The organism is Paenibacillus sp. FSL R7-0128, assembly GCF_038002245.1.
Taxonomy (GTDB): Bacteria; Bacillota; Bacilli; order Paenibacillales; family Paenibacillaceae; genus Paenibacillus_AQ; species Paenibacillus_AQ silagei.
Genome location: NZ_JBBOCD010000001.1, coordinates 630,759 through 647,173, shown reverse-complemented (window position 1 = coordinate 647,173; position 16,415 = coordinate 630,759). Strand labels below are relative to the sequence as shown.

The 16,415-nt window shown below is 56.1% G+C and carries 14 protein-coding genes and 1 riboswitch; all 14 genes read right to left on the bottom strand.

From position 1 onward, the window contains the following. Positions 1-443: 443 nt before the first annotated feature. The gene (gene purF, locus NST26_RS02700) at positions 444-1,940 is read right to left on the bottom strand and encodes an amidophosphoribosyltransferase (RefSeq protein WP_209875520.1); all 1,497 of its coding nucleotides are present in this window, start codon (positions 1,938-1,940) and stop codon (positions 444-446) included. Then, on the bottom strand, positions 1,925-4,171 hold the full coding sequence (gene purL, locus NST26_RS02695; RefSeq protein WP_340978428.1) for a phosphoribosylformylglycinamidine synthase subunit PurL: 2,247 nt from the start codon (positions 4,169-4,171) through the stop codon (positions 1,925-1,927). Before purL ends, purF begins: the two co-directional genes overlap by 16 nt. Then, positions 4,149-4,838: a phosphoribosylformylglycinamidine synthase subunit PurQ gene (gene purQ, locus NST26_RS02690; RefSeq protein WP_036730944.1), complete on the bottom strand. Its 690-nt coding sequence runs from the start codon at positions 4,836-4,838 to the stop codon at positions 4,149-4,151. The genes purL and purQ overlap by 23 nt, the downstream gene beginning before the upstream one ends. Positions 4,839-4,843: 5 nt before the next feature. Beyond that, entirely contained in the window at positions 4,844-5,089 is a 246-nt protein-coding gene (gene purS / locus NST26_RS02685; RefSeq protein ID WP_019913657.1) for a phosphoribosylformylglycinamidine synthase subunit PurS, read from the bottom strand. A 131-nt stretch (positions 5,090-5,220) separates the two neighbouring features. After that, positions 5,221-6,111 (bottom strand): phosphoribosylaminoimidazolesuccinocarboxamide synthase, encoded by an 891-nt coding sequence (locus tag NST26_RS02680; protein ID WP_340956246.1) that lies wholly within the window; start codon positions 6,109-6,111, stop codon positions 5,221-5,223. 373 nt (positions 6,112-6,484) lie between these two features. Next, positions 6,485-7,780 carry an adenylosuccinate lyase gene (purB, locus tag NST26_RS02675; protein ID WP_339253437.1) on the bottom strand — a complete coding sequence of 432 codons (1,296 nt, stop codon included), beginning with the start codon at positions 7,778-7,780 and terminating at the stop codon, positions 6,485-6,487. A gap of 6 nt (positions 7,781-7,786) precedes the next feature. After that, on the bottom strand, positions 7,787-9,010 hold the full coding sequence (purK, locus tag NST26_RS02670) for a 5-(carboxyamino)imidazole ribonucleotide synthase (RefSeq protein WP_445323358.1): 1,224 nt from the start codon (positions 9,008-9,010) through the stop codon (positions 7,787-7,789). 137 nt (positions 9,011-9,147) lie between these two features. Beyond that, positions 9,148-9,633 (bottom strand): 5-(carboxyamino)imidazole ribonucleotide mutase, encoded by a 486-nt coding sequence (purE, locus tag NST26_RS02665; RefSeq protein ID WP_339253433.1) that lies wholly within the window; start codon positions 9,631-9,633, stop codon positions 9,148-9,150. A 243-nt stretch (positions 9,634-9,876) separates the two neighbouring features. After that, positions 9,877-9,978, bottom strand: a riboswitch (purine riboswitch). A gap of 163 nt (positions 9,979-10,141) precedes the next feature. Next, positions 10,142-10,576, bottom strand: a complete 435-nt coding sequence (locus NST26_RS02660; RefSeq protein WP_036730952.1) for a universal stress protein — start codon at positions 10,574-10,576, stop codon at positions 10,142-10,144. Between the two features lie 50 nt (positions 10,577-10,626). Beyond that, positions 10,627-10,890 carry a DUF1294 domain-containing protein gene (locus NST26_RS02655; protein ID WP_036693313.1) on the bottom strand — a complete coding sequence of 88 codons (264 nt, stop codon included), beginning with the start codon at positions 10,888-10,890 and terminating at the stop codon, positions 10,627-10,629. Between the two features lie 78 nt (positions 10,891-10,968). Beyond that, a complete protein-coding gene (locus NST26_RS02650; protein ID WP_340956253.1) occupies positions 10,969-12,189 on the bottom strand; it encodes an MFS transporter in 1,221 nt (406 codons plus the stop codon). 141 nt (positions 12,190-12,330) lie between these two features. Next, the gene (locus NST26_RS02645) at positions 12,331-14,469 is read right to left on the bottom strand and encodes a DNA topoisomerase III (protein WP_340978426.1); all 2,139 of its coding nucleotides are present in this window, start codon (positions 14,467-14,469) and stop codon (positions 12,331-12,333) included. Between the two features lie 266 nt (positions 14,470-14,735). After that, a complete protein-coding gene (locus NST26_RS02640) occupies positions 14,736-15,869 on the bottom strand; it encodes a DUF4179 domain-containing protein (RefSeq protein ID WP_340978424.1) in 1,134 nt (377 codons plus the stop codon). Further along, positions 15,844-16,404: an RNA polymerase sigma factor gene (locus NST26_RS02635; protein ID WP_036731006.1), complete on the bottom strand. Its 561-nt coding sequence runs from the start codon at positions 16,402-16,404 to the stop codon at positions 15,844-15,846. Before NST26_RS02635 ends, NST26_RS02640 begins: the two co-directional genes overlap by 26 nt. Positions 16,405-16,415 lie beyond the last annotated feature (11 nt).

Below are 16,415 nucleotides of genomic sequence, written 5' to 3'. Positions count from 1 at the left end.
GGTCTCTAGGGCGACAGAACCTCCGGATTTGCGCAGCAAACAGGACGGGTTCTGCAGGCCTTGCCGCACGGAGCGAAGCCGTGCGTTCCTTAAGGCGACAGAACCTCCGATTTTGCGACAGCAAACAGGGCTGGTTCTGGGGCACTTCCTCGCACGGGGCGAAGCCGTGCGTTCCCAAGGGCGACAGAACCTCCGATTTTGCGCAGCAAACAGGACAGATTCTGGAGCCAGAGGGCCCGGCGGACCGCAGGCCGCCGGGGGTGCAGCGCCGTGAAGCGTGTCCCGGCCGTGCGCAGCACACAGGGACAAAGCGGGCACCCGCACCCACGCCCACTTAGCAAGTTTAGAGCAGACTCAGGCCGCCAAACTTTCGGGTGGCCGGAGGGCAGCGCCCTCCGGGGTCCCCCTTCGCAAGGGGGATTTAGGGGGATGGGCACCAGATGTTAACAGCTGCATCCGTCCTTCTCTTCCCCGCCGAAATCCACCTGCGTCGGGTAATCATTGTCGAAGCAGGACAGGCAGAGGCCGCCTTTGTAGTCGTCACTATTATAGCCGCCGATGGACTGGATCAGTCCGTCAGGGGAGAGGAACGCCAGGGAATCGGCGTTGATCTCCTCGCACATCTCGGCGATGGTCTTGTAAGAAGCGATCAGCTCGCGGCGGTCCGGGGTATCGATGCCATAGAAGCATGGATTCTTGAACGGCGGCGAGGTAATCCGCACGTGGACCTCTACGGCTCCGGCTTCGCGCAGCAGGTTGACGATCCGGCGCGAGGTCGTGCCGCGCACGATGGAATCGTCGATCATCACTACGCGCTGGCCTTCCACGACGCGGCGTACCGCGCTGAGCTTCATCTTCACGCCCTGCTCACGCAGCTCCTGGCTGGGCTGTATGAACGTGCGGCCGGTATACTTGTTCTTGATCAGCCCCAGCTCGTACGGGATGCCCGTCTGCTCGGCATAGCCGATGGCGGCGGAGATACTGGAATCCGGCACGCCGGTGACAATATCCGCATCCACGAAGGCTTCGAGCGCCATGCGGCTACCCATGCGCTTGCGCGCGGAGTGCAGGTTGGAGCCGTTCAGATCACTGTCCGGGCGGGCGAAGTAGATGTACTCCATCGCGCACAGCGCTTTGCGTTTAGGCTCGGCGAAGCGTTCTTCACGGAAGCCGTTCTGGTCCAGCACCAACAGTTCACCAGGTTCAATATCACGCACCAGTTGGGCACCGATTACTTCAAGCGCACACGACTCGGAAGCGAAGACATAGGCTTCGCCCAGACGGCCCATCACAAGCGGACGGAGTCCGTGGGTGTCTGATGCGACAATCAGCTTGTCATTGGTCATCAAGAGGAAGGCGAAGCCGCCGACCAGCTGCGACAAGGCATCCTTCGTCGCTTCGACAAAATCCTTCTGCGAACGCGCAATCAGATGCGCCAGCACCTCGGTATCACTGGTCGTCTGGAAGATCGAGCCGCCCTGCTCCAGCTGCTTGCGGATCAGCGGTTCGTTAACGATATTGCCGTTCGTGGCAATCGCCAGATCGCCGTCACGGTATTTGAAGACCAGCGGCTGCGCATTGGTCAGCCGGCTGTCTCCGCTGGTGGAGTAACGCACATGGCCGATGGACATGTCTCCCACCAGCGATGCGATCTTGTCTTTGTCGAAGACTTCCTTCACCAGGCCCATGCCGCGGTGATAGTTGAAGTCGCGTCCATCCGCCACGCAGATGCCCGCGCTCTCTTCCCCGCGATGCTGCAGAGCATGCAGGCCGTAGTAGGACATGGAAGCGGCTTCCGGGTGTCCGAAGACCCCGAAGACGCCGCATTCCTCTTTTAATGTGTCAAAAATATCTCCCGAGCCCGTTCCTTCGTTGTAAAAGTCGCCGGTCCACAGGATAGGGGCTTCCTGCTTGTTCCCGGTCTTTATTTCATAAGACATGGAATAGCATCCTCCCAAATGGTCTTGAGTTCAGTAACGGCTTCATCCAGTGCAGCCGCGCCGTCCAGCGCCACACGCAGGCGGTCCCCGCCAACGGTTCCAATGATCTCAACAGGTACGCCGTAGACGGCAACTGCAGCCTTCAGCTCTTCTGCACGATCAGGTGCCGAAGTCAGGAGGATACGGGACTGACTCTCGCTGAACAGTACTACATCCTGGCGAAGTCCGCCGGCAGACAGCTCAATATTCGCTCCAATGCTTCCGCTGATGCAGCTCTCAGCAAGTGCTCCGGCAAGGCCGCCTTCCGACAAGTCATGCGCCGAGCGGACCAGACCGCTGCGGATCGCAGCGAGCACAGCATCCAGCAGCTTGCGTTCAGTTGCCAGATCAAGTGCTGGAGGACGGCCTTCGGTCAAGCCGTGAACAGCATATTGGAATTCACTGCCGCCAAGCTCTGCCTTCGTAACACCCAGCAGCAGAATCGCATCGCCTTCCTGCTTGAAGGCCTGAGTTGTAATATGATCGGTATCTTCAATGAGACCTACCATACCGACAACCGGTGTCGGGTAAATAGATCCCGAAGCATTCTCGTTGTACAGGCTGACATTCCCGCCGATGACCGGCGTATCCAGCACCCGGCAGGCTTCCGCCATACCGTCTACCGCACGCTCCATCTGCCAGAAGATCTCCGGCTTCTCCGGGCTGCCGAAGTTCAGGTTGTCCGTTATCGCCAGCGGCTGGGCACCGGAGCAGACGATGTTGCGGGCAGCTTCGCTAACAGCAATGCGTCCGCCCACTTCTGGGTCGAGATAGACGTAACGGCCATTACAGTCCGTAGTCATCGCCAGCCCCTTACGTGTACCGTGGATAGTTACTACAGCCGCATCGGAACCCGGACGAACAGCCGTACTGGTGCGGACCATGTAATCGTATTGGTTGTATACCCAAGCCTTGCTGGCTACAGTAGGTGAGCCCAATACTGTACGCAGCGCGCCGCCCAGATCAGTCACTTCCTCATAACGCAGTGTATCAATCGCTGCATTCTCCTCGTAGTAAGCAGGAACCGCAGACGGTTTGTTATAGATTGGACATTCATCCACCAACGCCTTGACCGGCATATCGCCGACCACTTCGCCGTGATGGAACAGCTTCAGGCGGCCATCATCGGTCACCTTGCCGACCTTGCGGCAAATGACGCCCCAGCGATCGAAGATTTCCTGGGCCTGGGCCTCATCCTTAGGCTCCACCACGAACAGCATCCGCTCCTGGGATTCCGAGAGCATCATCTCATACGGGGTCATCCCGTCTTCACGCTGCGGCACCTGATCCAGATACAGCTCCAGACCATTCCCCGCCTTGCTCGCCATTTCCGCGCTGGAGCAGGTCAATCCGGCTGCGCCCATATCCTGAATACCGAGGACAATGCCGCTGTCGATTAGCTCCAGGCAAGATTCCATGACCAGCTTCTCCATGAACGGATCGCCGACCTGAACTGCTGTCTTCTTGGCTTCCGATTCTTCACTCAGCTCCACTGAGGCGAAGGTCGCACCATGAATGCCGTCACGGCCAGTAGGCGGACCTACATAGAACACCGGATTACCTACCCCTTTGGCGACGCCTCGCTGGATTTTGTCATGATCGATTAGTCCGACACACATCGCGTTCACTAGCGGATTGCCGTCATAGCTGTTGTCGAACATGATCTCCCCGCCGACGGTCGGGATGCCAATACAGTTGCCGTAGCCTGCGATCCCGGACACGACATGCTCGAACAGATATTTTACCCGGTCACTCTCAAGCTTCCCGAACCGCAGGGAGTTCAGCAGCGCCACTGGTCTTGCGCCCATGGAGAAAATATCGCGGATAATCCCGCCCACCCCAGTCGCCGCGCCCTGATAAGGCTCTACCGCCGACGGATGGTTGTGGCTTTCGATTTTGAACACAACGGCCTGGTTATCTCCGATGTCCACGATGCCCGCGCCTTCGCCCGGTCCCATCAGCACCTTAGGCCCGCTTGTCGGGAAGCGGCTCAGCAGCGGCTTGGAGTTCTTATATGCACAGTGCTCAGACCACATGACGCTGAACACACCGATTTCTGTATAGTTGGGTTTACGTCCCATGAAGGAGGTAATGAGCTCATATTCGCTGTCTGATACACCGAACTGACTGTAGATTTTCTGCTCCGCGATCTGCTCTGCGGTCGGCTCCTTAGCGGATACTTGCTGCGTCATAACGATCCCTCCATGTCTTGAGAATGGATGTGAACATCCGTTTGCCGTCTTCCGAGCCCAGCAGGCTATTCGCTGCACGCTCCGGGTGAGGCATCATGCCGACTACATTGCCCGCCCTATTACTGACTCCGGCAATATCGGCCACCGAACCGTTCGGGTTGTCACTGTAGGTAAAAACGATCTGATTATTCGCGTGCAGCTCTGCGAGCGTCTCTTCATCACAATAATAATTGCCTTCGCCATGCGCGATCGGAATGACGATCTCTTCATCCTTCGCATAGTCAATAGTAAACGGGGTTGTGTTATTAACGACCTTAAGCACCGTGTCATGACAACGGAACTTCATCGACATGTTGCGGCGCAGCGCGCCCGGCAGAAGACCTGCTTCGGTCAGAATCTGGAACCCGTTGCAGATACCAAGCACGAACTTGCCCTGCTCTGCCGCCTTAGCCACTTCAGCCATTACCGGAGCGAACCGGGAAATTGCGCCGCAGCGCAGATAGTCACCATAAGAGAAGCCGCCAGGCACGAGAATGCAGTCATACGCCGACAGGTCTGTCGCTGTATGCCATACATAATCCACTGGTTCGCCGAGGCTGTCTTCTACTGCTTTGTAGCAGTCAATGTCACAATTGGAGCCTGGAAAGACAAGTACCGCAAATTTCATGACGTTTAGTCCTCCAATTCGTAGCGGTAATCCTCGATCACCGTGTTGGCCAGCAGCTTCTCGCACATTTCCTTCAGGCGTCCTTCCGCTTCTGCGCGGTTATCGGTATCGAGGGTCAGCTCCATATATTTGCCGATACGCAGACTTTCAACTTCCTGAAAACCTACGGAATGCAGCGCCCCTTGCACGGCTACACCTTGGGGATCGAGCACGCTTTTCTTGATGGTGACGTAGACTGTCGCTTTTAACATACGCTTGTAGTTCCTCCTAGAGTTTAATGAACTGAATTAGGCTTAATGGCAGCTTGCTTAACTGCATAATGTACAACTATATTCTCAATATTCCCGGCAAAATAACTGTAGAGAATGCAATTAAAGTAACTCTACAACGACTTTCCAGTGAGGCGGTGATAGATATCCAGGTACCGGGCCGACGTCTCTTCGACCACCTCAGGCGGCAACGGGTCCGGCTTACTGTTTTTGTCCCAGGAGGAGGCTGACAGGTAGGTGCGAACCGGCTCCTTATCCATGCTGTCGATCTCAATATCCAGTGCGTACTTGTCCTTGGCCCAGAAGCGGGAAGCATCCGGTGTGAAAATCTCGTCGATCAGAATCACCTTGCCGTCCAGCAGCCCGAACTCGAACTTGCAATCGGCCAGGATGATGCCGCGATCGTTACAATATTCTCTGGCAAAAGCGAACAGCTTCAGGCTCTTCTCCTTCAGCTCAAGTGCAAGCTCTGCACCAATCAGCTCCTGCATCTGCTGAAAAGGGATATCCTCATCATGGCCGACATCATTCTTGGCTGCCGGTGTGAAAATCGGTTCGGCCAGCACTGCATTCTTGTGCAGTCCCTTAGGAAGCTCGATTCCGTTCACCTTGCCGGTCTCCTGATACTGCCGCCAGCCGCCGCCTGTAATGCAGCCGCGCACGACACATTCGATATCAATCCGCTGGGCTTTGCGGACGACCATGATGCGGTTCTTCAGCGCTTCACGGTCCTTCACAATGTCTCCGAGCCGGTCCACATCGATATGAACCACATGGTTCTCGATCAGCTCCTTAGTCTCTCCGAACCAGAAGGCGCTGAGCCGGTTGAGCACGTTGCCTTTGTCCGGCACCGCCGGGTCCAGCACGTAATCGAATGCGGAGATCCGGTCTGTCACAACGATCAGCACCTCATCACCCAAATCGTACAGCTCACGAACCTTGCCTTTGTAGAGCAGCGGCGCATTTATTAGTTCCACGGCAGTGGATACGGCCGATGATGTCATGACCTTTCCTCCCTTGAACAAATGATCTTGCTTATATTTGGGCTAAAAGCTTTGGGAGGCTTGTTTCCTGCGCTTCGCATCAAGGAATTGACTACACCTTCGGGTTAATAGGGTCACTGCGGGAAGTTTTGGACTTCCGATCGCTGTTATGGTCATATTTCTCTGATTTAACCACAGGCTGTGGTAGAAATCTGACCATAAAGGCGAACGCTAACGCTTCTACAGTTCCAAAATTCCTCTCCGTTCCTCCTTTGACCCTAATAGCTAATCTTATCCCCTGTTGCTGCGCTTCCCGGGAACAAACCTCCCCCATGGCTCCGCCCCTATCTTCTCCAGCTCATCAGTTCACCACTGACTTACCTTTTTTAAAAATTTAAATGAGCTCCAGCTTGCGGAAGATGGTGTCCACATGCTTCAGATGCCAGGAAGGATTGAACGCATCCTCGATCTCTTCTGCGCTAAGCACGGCCGTGATCTCCGGGGTTGCTTCCACGATGTCACGGAACTGGGTCTGCTCCTCCCAGGCCTGCATCGCACGCGGCTGCACAGTGTCGTACGCCTGCTCGCGGCTGAAGCCCTTGTCGATCAGCTTCGTCAGAATACGGCCGGAGAACGGAACGCCGAAGGTACGGTTCATGTTTCGCTTCATATTCTCAGGGAATACGGTCAGGTTCTTCACGATATTGCCGAAGCGGTTCAGCATATAGTTGAGCAGCATGGTCGCATCCGGCAGGATAATCCGTTCCACGGAGGAATGCGAGATATCCCGTTCGTGCCACAGCGGCACGTTCTCGTAAGCTGTCATCATATGGCCGCGGATGACGCGCGACAGGCCGGAGATATTCTCGCAGCCGATCGGATTACGCTTATGCGGCATGGCGGACGAACCCTTTTGACCCTTGGCAAAAGCCTCCTCTACCTCGCGAATCTCACTCTTCTGCAAAGCGCGGATCTCGGTAGCGAACTTGTCGAGGGAAGTGGCAACCAGTGCCAGCGCCGCCATATACTCTGCATGACGGTCACGCTGTAGGGTCTGGGTGGAGATTGGTGCCGGGCTGGTGCCCAGCTTGCGGCAGACGAATTCTTCCACGAACGGGTCGATATTGGCATAGGTGCCGACCGCCCCGGAGATTTTGCCGAATTGTACGCCGCTAGCGGCATGACGGAAGCGCTCCAGGTTCCGCTTCATTTCCTCATACCACAGCGCCATCTTCAGGCCGAATGTTGTTGGCTCTGCATGTACGCCATGGGTACGGCCCATCATTGGGGTATCCTTGTAGGCGATGGCTTTGTCTTTTAGAATCTCAATGAACCGGATAATATCCTGCTCCAGAATCTCGTTGGCCTGACGCAGCAGGTAACCCAGCGCCGTATCGACCACATCTGTCGAGGTTAGTCCGTAATGCACCCATTTGCGCTCTGCGCCAAGACTCTCGGATACTGCACGGGTAAAAGCAATCACATCATGGCGCGTCTCCAGTTCAATCTCATCAATCCGCGCGATGTCGAATTTGGCATCCTTGCGTAGCTTCGCGGCATCCTCATGCGGGATCACTCCCAGCTCGGCCCACGCCTCACAGGCGCAAATCTCAACCTCCAGCCACGCGTTGAATTTATTCTCTTCGGTCCAAATGGCCCGCATCTCAGGTCTGCTGTAACGTTCAATCATAGCTTGTCAGTTCCTCCAAAGGTTAGTTTGCTCTACCCAGGACAATCCGTCGCCGGTATCCTTGCAGAGCAGGTTGATATGGCCCATTTTACGGCCGGTTTTGCTCTCGGTCTTGCCATATATATGAAGCTTGGGCGATATCCCAAGCCGGGTTGCCTCTTCATTCGCACGGCAGGCTGCCTGAACGGCTCCGTCCAGATGTTGGCCGAGTACATTCACCATCACCACAGGAGTCAGCAGCTTCGTATCGCCCAGGGGCAGATTGCAGATCGCCCGCACATGCTGCTCGAACTGCGAGGTCACGCAGGCATCCATCGTATAATGGCCGGAGTTATGCGGACGCGGTGCCAGCTCATTGACGAACAGCTCTCCATCCTCCGTCACGAACATCTCAACCGCCAGCAGCCCGACCGCCTTCATGCCGGAGACAATCCGCTCGGCCAGCTCGCAGGCCCGCCGCTGAATCTCCTCCGGCACCCGCGCAGGGACAATCGAGAGATGCAGGATATTATCCACATGAATGTTCTCGGCAGGCGGGAAGCTCTTAACCTCCCCCGAGGCACTCCGGGCGGCGATGACCGAAATCTCACATTTGAAGGTGATGAATTTCTCCAGCACCAGCTCCGGTACATCTGCTTGCGCACCCGGCGCGACTTGCCGGAACGCTGCGGCCAGCTCTTCCGGTCTGCGGATCACGGCTTGTCCCTTGCCGTCATATCCTCCTGTGGCTGTCTTCAGCACACAGGGCAGGCCCAGCTCGGCAGCCGCCGCTTCCAGCTCCGCCAGGCTGCCGACCTTGCGGTACGGGGCAACGGGCACGCCGGCCGCCTCGATTGCCGCCTTCTCGCGCAGCCGGTGCTGCGTCGTATACAGCAGCGCGCTGCCCTGCGGCACGTACGATTCCTCCGTCAGCAGCGCGGCTACGCCCGCGTCCACGTTCTCGAACTCGTACGTGATGACGTCGGAGCGCCGCGCCAGCTCGCGCGCGGCGTCCCGGTCGTTATACGCCGCAGTGATCTGCGGCGTCACCTGCCCGCATGGCGCATCCATTGCCGGGTCCAGCGCCACGAAGCGGTAGCCCATGGCGCTGCCGGACAACGCCATCATGCGCCCGAGCTGCCCGCCGCCGAGCACGCCGATCGTTGCGCCGGGCAGCAGCGTCCGTGGCGGCTGCGCCCCGGTCTCTTCCCGCTCTGCCTTAGCACCACCCGCTTCGCCCTCAGCCTTCATGGCCCGCTCCGCCCCGGCACCTTCAGCTTCGCCTGCAGCCTTTACCACCCGTTCCACCTCAGCACCGCCCGCTTCGCCTTCAACCTCAGCCCGCTCCGCGCCACCCTCCAGCCGTCCGGCCTTCAGCTCCTCCAGGCTCATAGACTCTCGCTGCTTTCCAGCACCTCTTGCTGAGTCGCCTCGCGCCGCAGCTGCACCCGCTGCGCTACCTCCGGCTCGAAGGCGCCGATGATCTGCGCCGCCAGCAGTCCCGCATTGATAGCTCCGGCGCGTCCGATCGCTACCGTCGCTACCGGGATGCCCGCAGGCATCTGCACAATAGACAGCAGCGAATCCATGCCGTTCAAGGCCTTCGACTGTACGGGAACCCCGATAACAGGCAGCGTGGTCTTAGCAGCCACCATGCCCGGCAGATGCGCCGCGCCTCCCGCTCCGGCGATAATGACCCGCAGGCCGCGCTCCGCCGCCTCCTCGGCATAACGGAACATCAGATCCGGTGTGCGGTGTGCGGAGACAACCTTTTTCTCATAAGCTATGCCTAGCTCCTCCAACACCGCACAGGTATGCTCCATCGTTTCATAGTCCGATTTGCTGCCCATAATGACACCTACTTGCACAGACATCGTTCACCCAGCCTTCCATTTCCGTTATAGAGATTTCTCTGATTTCAGTGTGTCCCGTTTCCTGCCAATTCCCGCATGAACCGTGAAAAATAGCCCGGACTCCAGACGCATTCTGCTGCGGGTGGACCCGGACTACTAAGGAATCAGGTGATAACCGCCCGGCAGCTGCATACTCCCCGTCTCTACAGGCAGGAGAATGCAGGAACACCGCCCCGGGCTGCGGGGAGGCTATCTGCTGTCGTTCCAGTTATCCTATTTCCTCGTAGTCCGGCAATTTACGGTTACCGGGTAGAAACTTCCGGGCCTTATCCCCGGTTTTATACGAGCTCTTCATAGATTCAGTTTAACAACGCCCTACACATCATGTCAACTTAAACACGAACATTGTCATATCATGACTGCAAATTGTTCGCTTTTGGGTATAAATGAAAATCTTATTCCCGCTAATCCGCCCATCTTCGTATTAAAAAAAGGGGAACGCCTCAGCGTTCCTCTACTAAAGTTCCTATTATTTAACAACCAGCACCGGAATGCGCGCACTTTGCACCACATTATGGCTGACGCTGCCCAGAACGAATTCCCGGATACCGCCCAGCCCCCGGCTGCCGATGACGATTACATCTGCACCCTGCTCCTTGGCATAATTCAGAATAATTTCCGCAGGCGATCCCTGCAGCAATTCTACCGTAGCATTCAGACCTTCGGCTTCCAGCCGGCTTTTCACTTCATCCGTAGTCTGGACCGCGAGGTCATAATAATCCTTGTTCACCGATGCCGGCAGAGGCGCGAGCGCTTCCCCGATGAAGAACCGCGGGAATTCAAATGCGTGTACGACGTACAGGGAGGACCCCGGAGTTACCTTAGCCAGCTCAATCGCCCGTTCCAGAGCCTGATTCGAAGCCTTTGAACCGTCATAGGCAAGCAGAATTTTAGAGAATAACATATACGCCACCTCTTTCTATTATTTACATCATTACCAAGCCTGCAAAGGTCTTACCTCAAAAAATATCCATACAGCACCATATTCAGCAGCAGCAGCAGCGGAATTCCGAGTCTGAAGGAAGTATGCCTTGTCTTGTGGCGTTTGCGGTACATGGCAATCAGCACACCCAGCGCACCGCCCATGAACGCCAGCAGAAATAATGTTTTCTCCGGCACCCGATCCCGTCTTTTCCGGGCCTTGTTCTTGTCTTCCGACATCACTACATACCCGATAATGTTGATCAGCGCGAACCACAGCAATACCACCTTGACCATCCCTCCGGCCCCTCCTCCTAGCATCCTATCTGCTCTCTATTATATTACCCTTTCCGGCAAAAAACCAATAACCTCACATCACCGGCCCTGCAACTGCCGCTCTTTCTTGCTCCGCCCGCCTGCGGCTCCGGCTTCCCTGATCCAGAACCAGGACAGCACCGCCGCCAGCACCGCTGCAATAGCGCCCAGCCAGAAGCCTCCGCGCAGACCATACGCCGCACTCATCCATCCCGCTACAAAAGGACCGCCGGACATGCCGATCGCATACACCGCCTGATAGAACCCCATCGCTGTCGCCCGCTTGAACGGAGCTACCCCGGAGACGGATTTACCCAGCAGCAGCGGGAAGATCAGGCCTTGCATGAACCCGTTTCCGATCTGTGTGGCACATAAGGCGGCAAGCGTTGGCATTGAGGGAATCAGCAACGTGAACACCGCACTTCCGGCAAAACCGAGCATCAGCGTCCCCCGGTCCCCCAGCCACCGGCCGAACAGCCGCGCACCATAGAGGGTCGCTACCGCATGAGGCAGCATAAAAGCCAGCGTCAGCCAGCCGAGACTTCCCTTGCTTGCGCCAATATAGAGCGCCTGGTTCGGCGTGTAGCCGAACATTGTAATGAACAGCACACAATGGGCCAGCACCGATAACAGTGATACTTTTACCAGCAGCGGCTCCTTCACGACACCGGCCAGATCCTTGAGCTTAATCGCCGTGCGCTTCTCCAGCTGTTGCTCCGGAAGACGGACGACCAGCAGCATCGCGGCCACCGCCACAATCCCACCGATGATGAACGGGGTATTCCAGCCGAAGTGGTCTACGATATAGCCGCTGATCATCATGCTGGTTAACTGGGCAATCACCGTGGTGAACTGGAGCATACCCATAGCCCTGCCCGCCTCTTCTTTCGGAAAATACCCCGCGAACATCACCGAATATACTACCCACGCCGATGCCGCTATCCCGGAGACCGCCCGCGCCGCCAGCGCCCAGCCCGGATGTGCCCCTGCCAGGAACAGCAGACAGCTCGCTCCGCTTGCGATCAGCCCCAGATAAATGAACGGCCTCCGCCGGTTAAGCACATCTGAACCCATCCCTATCGGCAGCCGGAACAGAATCTGCATCAGGCCGTAGATCCCCAGCACCGCTCCTACCATGACATAAGAAGCTCCCAGATGCTCCACATACGGCGAGAGCACCGGAACATAGATATAAGAAGAGAACCAGAACATAAAGACGATCACCAGAAAATACAACCGGCTGCTCCCCTTCGTACCCGGAGCCTCTGCCGCTTTCGTCACACCCGCTAAACCTTCAGCCGCCGCCACTTCTCCACCTGCCCCACTCTATTTACCGGAGCCCTAACGCCTGACCCCGTATCAATCTTCTACAGTAAAGCATATCTGCCGTCCCTTGGACAGCCTTACTTTGGCTTCCTGCGGCTACTTGCCCTTCTGTTTCGCTTCCATCGCAGCCTTCAGCAGGTCCCCAAGATTGTTGCCGGCACTTTCCGTCTTGCTGTACTGCTGCACCAGCTTCTGCTGCTCGCGTTTGTTGATATGCTTGTGGTCCTTATCCATCGTCTCTGTAATTCCGCAGCCGAGGCACTGCACATACTTCCCGGCCTTGCCTTCCTTCATCTCCATCTTCTTATGGCACTGCGGGCAACGGCGGTTCGACAGCTGCTTCTCGCCCGCCCGGGTGTAGCCGCAGTCCTCCTTCGGACAGACCAGCAGCTTGCCGCGTTTGGTCTTCTTTTCTAACATCCTTGTTCCACACTCCGGACAATGGCTGTTAGAGACATTATGCGGCTTGTATTCCGCTCCGCTGTTCTTCACCCCAGACACCAGCTCCTGGGCCATACTCCGGATACCCTGTAAAAAAGGCTCCGGGCGCCCCTGCCCGCGCGCAATTCTCTCCAGCTCCGCTTCCCAGCGTGCCGTCAGCTCCGGTGTACGCAGCTGTCCCGAGACCAGCTCAATCAACTGCTTGCCCTTGCCGGTCGGATGCAGCAGATTGCCCTGCCGTTCAATCGTATCCGAGCTGACCAGCTTCTCAATAATATCCGCACGGGTGGCCGGTGTCCCCAGCCCATGCTTCTCCATCTGCGTCAGCAGCGTGGCTTCATTATAACGCTTCGGCGGCTGTGTCCGTCCCGGCTTGATGATGCAGCGCGCAAGCTTCACAGGGTCACCTTCCCGCAGCTCCGGCAGCTTCACACTGCCTGCTGCGGGTTCATCCCCCGCATCCTCCTCGTCGTCATCCGAGCTCATATCTCCGCCGTATACCTCACGCCAGCCTGCATCCTTGATGGTAGTTCCCTTCACATAGAAGCTTTCACCATCTACGGTTACCGTCACAGCTACGGCATCATAACGGGCCGGAGAATAGAACAGGCTGATGAACCGCCTTACGATCAGATCGTAGAGCTTCCGCTCTTCCGCACTCAGCAGATTGAGCAGCACCGTCTGCTCTGTCGGAATAATCGCGTGGTGATCGCTGACCTTGCTGTCATCGACAATCCGCTTCGTAATCGGCAGCGGCTTCCGCAGCAGCGGTCTGGCGAGGGCTGCATACGGCCCGACAGCCACGCTGTCGAGCCTTTCTTTTAGCGTGCCCGTCATATCAGCGGTCAGATAACGGCTGTCTGTACGCGGATAGGTGACCAGCTTATGCTGTTCATACAGCTTTTGGAGCACACTTGAGGTCTGTTTCGCTGAGAAGCCGTATTTACGGTTGGCATCCCGCTGCAGCTCAGTCAGATCGTAAGCCAGCGGATGCGGCTCGCTTTTCTCGCTTTTTTGCACCTTTGTGATCCGTCCGCTGCGGCCCGTGAGCTTCTCCTTGAGGCCCCCCGTCTTCTCCCTGTCAAAAATCCGGCCATCCCCGCCCTGAGCACGCCACCCCGCCTGGAAATTCCCGAAATCCCCAGTCAGCAGGTCATATTCCTGGGAACGGAAGCCGATAATCTCATTCTCCCGGTCCATAATCATTCCCAGGGTAGGGGTCTGCACACGCCCCGCAGAGAGCGGCGCGCCGAACTTGCAGGTTAAGGCCCGCGTCACATTCAGCCCGATCATCCAATCCGCCTCAGCACGGCAGCGGGCAGATTCATACAGCCGGTCGAAATCCCGTCCAGGCCGCAGCGAAGCGAAGCCCTCCTTAATGGCCTTATCCGTCTGCGAAGAGATCCACAGCCGCCGGAACGGCTTTTTCCAGCCTGCCATATTCATAATCCAGCGGGCCAGCAGTTCACCCTCACGCGCCGCATCCGTTGCTACGATCAGCTCCTCAATATCCTGCCGCTTCATTAAATGCTGCACAGCCTTATATTGCTGGCTGGTCTCGCGCAGCACCTTCAGCTTGGCCTTCTCTGGAAGAATCGGCAGATCCTCCAGCGCCCAGGTTGCATATTTATTGTTATAGTCCTCAGGCTCTGCAAGGCCAACCAAATGCCCCAGTGCCCAGGTCACCACATATTTCGGACCTTCCATATAACTCTTCTGTTTATTCCCACAGCCCAGCACCCGCGCAATCTCACGGGCCACCGACGGCTTCTCTGCCAATACTAATACCTTCATCGTCCAAACCCCTCCCTGTCTTCAACAACCTATTATACCATGACATACAAGTCCGCAATTATCATCAGGCCGAATTCCCTTCACTTCAGCTAGACTAGAATCATCCCCCAGCCGAAAGGAGCATCTGGGACCCCACCATCCGAACTCGGTAAGTGAAGTCTACATTCCATTAACGATACTCTAATAAGCAAAAAGCCCGCATCTGCACAGCAGACGCGGACAAGCTCAGCCTATCTTACCCATTCCCGTTTTCACGGTTCGCGGGTTCATGGAATCACTATAGTGCTCTCAAGATCCTTATGATAAGTTCTCACCGGTTTCCCATTGTCATCCAACAAGAGCTTCAGATCATTATCCAAAGTCATGGTATACGGTCTGACCGTAATCGTCTTAGGGGTTTGCGGGAAGATATTGTACAGGCTATCCACAATAGGATGCTGAACAGCCTTCATCATGGCATATCCCTGGCCAGAAGTAGCCACATTACCGACATCATCCACAAGCTCATAGAATACCGCCGTTGGACCATATTCCCCTGTCTGCTCCGGCGATGCAGGCACCTCTCCTTCGCTGGTGACGACCAGCCTCATCGCAGCAGGCGTGATGTCCAGACTCTTTACTTTATAATGGAAGGAGTCTTTGCTCGCTCCCTGGCCCGGGGTAAGGTTGATGATTCCCTCCGCAAGCTTCTTCGCTGTTACCTCGAACTCAAACGGCTCGGCGATCTGGGCAACCGGTACGCGGATATTCACCTTGAATTCGTCTCCGAGAGCCGAAGCATTGTGCAGTTCTCTAAGCTCCAATAAGAGGGTGTTCGGTTGTCCTTTTACGTCACCTGTGATAGAAGAACCGAAGCCGATAGGCTCTCCTGTCGCCAGAGTAACCTCTGGCAGACCCAGCAGTCCTTTAGTTGATTGATCGAATTCATGGGTTTTAAAATCAGTAATCTCCGCAAGCACCCGCTCATCTGCTACTCCGGTTCTTTCGAAGCCGATGGCCAACTGGATTCCGTCATAAAATACCTCCGTAACACTTAAAGTCACTCCATCCTTGGTAACGCTCATATTAGGTGAAGTAGTCAGGCCCTGTTCCGCCGCTAATTTCAGTCCCGGGTTCTCCGTATGCTTGAATATACTGCTGAACACGGGGAGCTGACTCAAGGTATCGGCCCAGGCCGGGGAGATGAATCCTGCAGTTATCGTACCTAATCCTATCAGGGCGGCTATGCTTGCGGCTGCCAACGTCTTCTTAAGCAATTTGCTTCCTCCTCTGGTCTCCAAATGTTCGATCCGGTTCATAATCTGCTCATTATAGCTATCTACAGGAAGCTCTACTCTTCCGACGCTGCTGCGAATACGTTCCAGCATTTGCTTCTCAGTTTGATTCTGCCACTTCTCCATGAGCACACCCTCCCTTTTCATCCGCTTTTTGCTGAATCAGTTTTTTACGGAGCCGTTCATATTTTTTGCGCAGCGCCGCCGAACTGCTTCCAGTAATCATTGAGATCTCTTCGAAGCTGTATTGTTCAATGACACGAAGGATTAATAGCCCCCGCTCTTCCGAAGTGAGATTTTCAAAAATCCGGTCTACCGGCGACTCCTCCGGCAACGCTTGTTGATTCGTCATCAGTTGCAGCTTATAAAGGGACAGTAACCGGCTGCGGCGCTTACGCCTGCGAAGCTGGTCCAGGCAATGATGATAAGCCACCTTATATAGCCAGGCCGAAAAAGAAACCCGCCGTTCATAACGCCCAAGCTGCTGATACACCTTAACGAATATATCCTGCACAGCATCCTCCGCTTCTTCACGGCTCCTTAGGAGATAGTAGCAATACGTGTAAATCTTTCTTTCATACTCCTTAATTATTGTTGAGAACGCTTGCCTGTCTCCTGCGTGTACCTGATGAATGGCTTCTTCAATCTTATTTGGATTCATTGGGCCCCCGG

Excerpts from the sequence above, each read along its gene's own strand:
- purF (WP_209875520.1), bottom strand. The coding sequence starts at position 1,940 with ATGTCTTATGAAATAAAGACCGGGAACAAGCAGGAAGCCCCTATCCTG.
- purL (WP_340978428.1), bottom strand. The coding sequence starts at position 4,171 with ATGACGCAGCAAGTATCCGCTAAGGAGCCGACCGCAGAGCAGATCGCG.
- purQ (WP_036730944.1), bottom strand. The coding sequence starts at position 4,838 with ATGAAATTTGCGGTACTTGTCTTTCCAGGCTCCAATTGTGACATTGAC.
- purS (WP_019913657.1), bottom strand. The coding sequence starts at position 5,089 with ATGTTAAAAGCGACAGTCTACGTCACCATCAAGAAAAGCGTGCTCGAT.
- NST26_RS02680 (WP_340956246.1), bottom strand. The coding sequence starts at position 6,111 with ATGACATCATCGGCCGTATCCACTGCCGTGGAACTAATAAATGCGCCG.
- purB (WP_339253437.1), bottom strand. The coding sequence starts at position 7,780 with ATGATTGAACGTTACAGCAGACCTGAGATGCGGGCCATTTGGACCGAA.
- purK (WP_445323358.1), bottom strand. The coding sequence starts at position 9,010 with ATGAAGGCTGAGGGCGAAGCGGGTGGTGCTAAGGCAGAGCGGGAAGAG.
- purE (WP_339253433.1), bottom strand. The coding sequence starts at position 9,633 with ATGTCTGTGCAAGTAGGTGTCATTATGGGCAGCAAATCGGACTATGAA.
- NST26_RS02660 (WP_036730952.1), bottom strand. The coding sequence starts at position 10,576 with ATGTTATTCTCTAAAATTCTGCTTGCCTATGACGGTTCAAAGGCTTCG.
- NST26_RS02655 (WP_036693313.1), bottom strand. The coding sequence starts at position 10,890 with ATGGTCAAGGTGGTATTGCTGTGGTTCGCGCTGATCAACATTATCGGG.
- NST26_RS02645 (WP_340978426.1), bottom strand. The coding sequence starts at position 14,469 with ATGAAGGTATTAGTATTGGCAGAGAAGCCGTCGGTGGCCCGTGAGATT.
- NST26_RS02640 (WP_340978424.1), bottom strand. The coding sequence starts at position 15,869 with ATGGAGAAGTGGCAGAATCAAACTGAGAAGCAAATGCTGGAACGTATT.
- NST26_RS02635 (WP_036731006.1), bottom strand. The coding sequence starts at position 16,404 with ATGAATCCAAATAAGATTGAAGAAGCCATTCATCAGGTACACGCAGGA.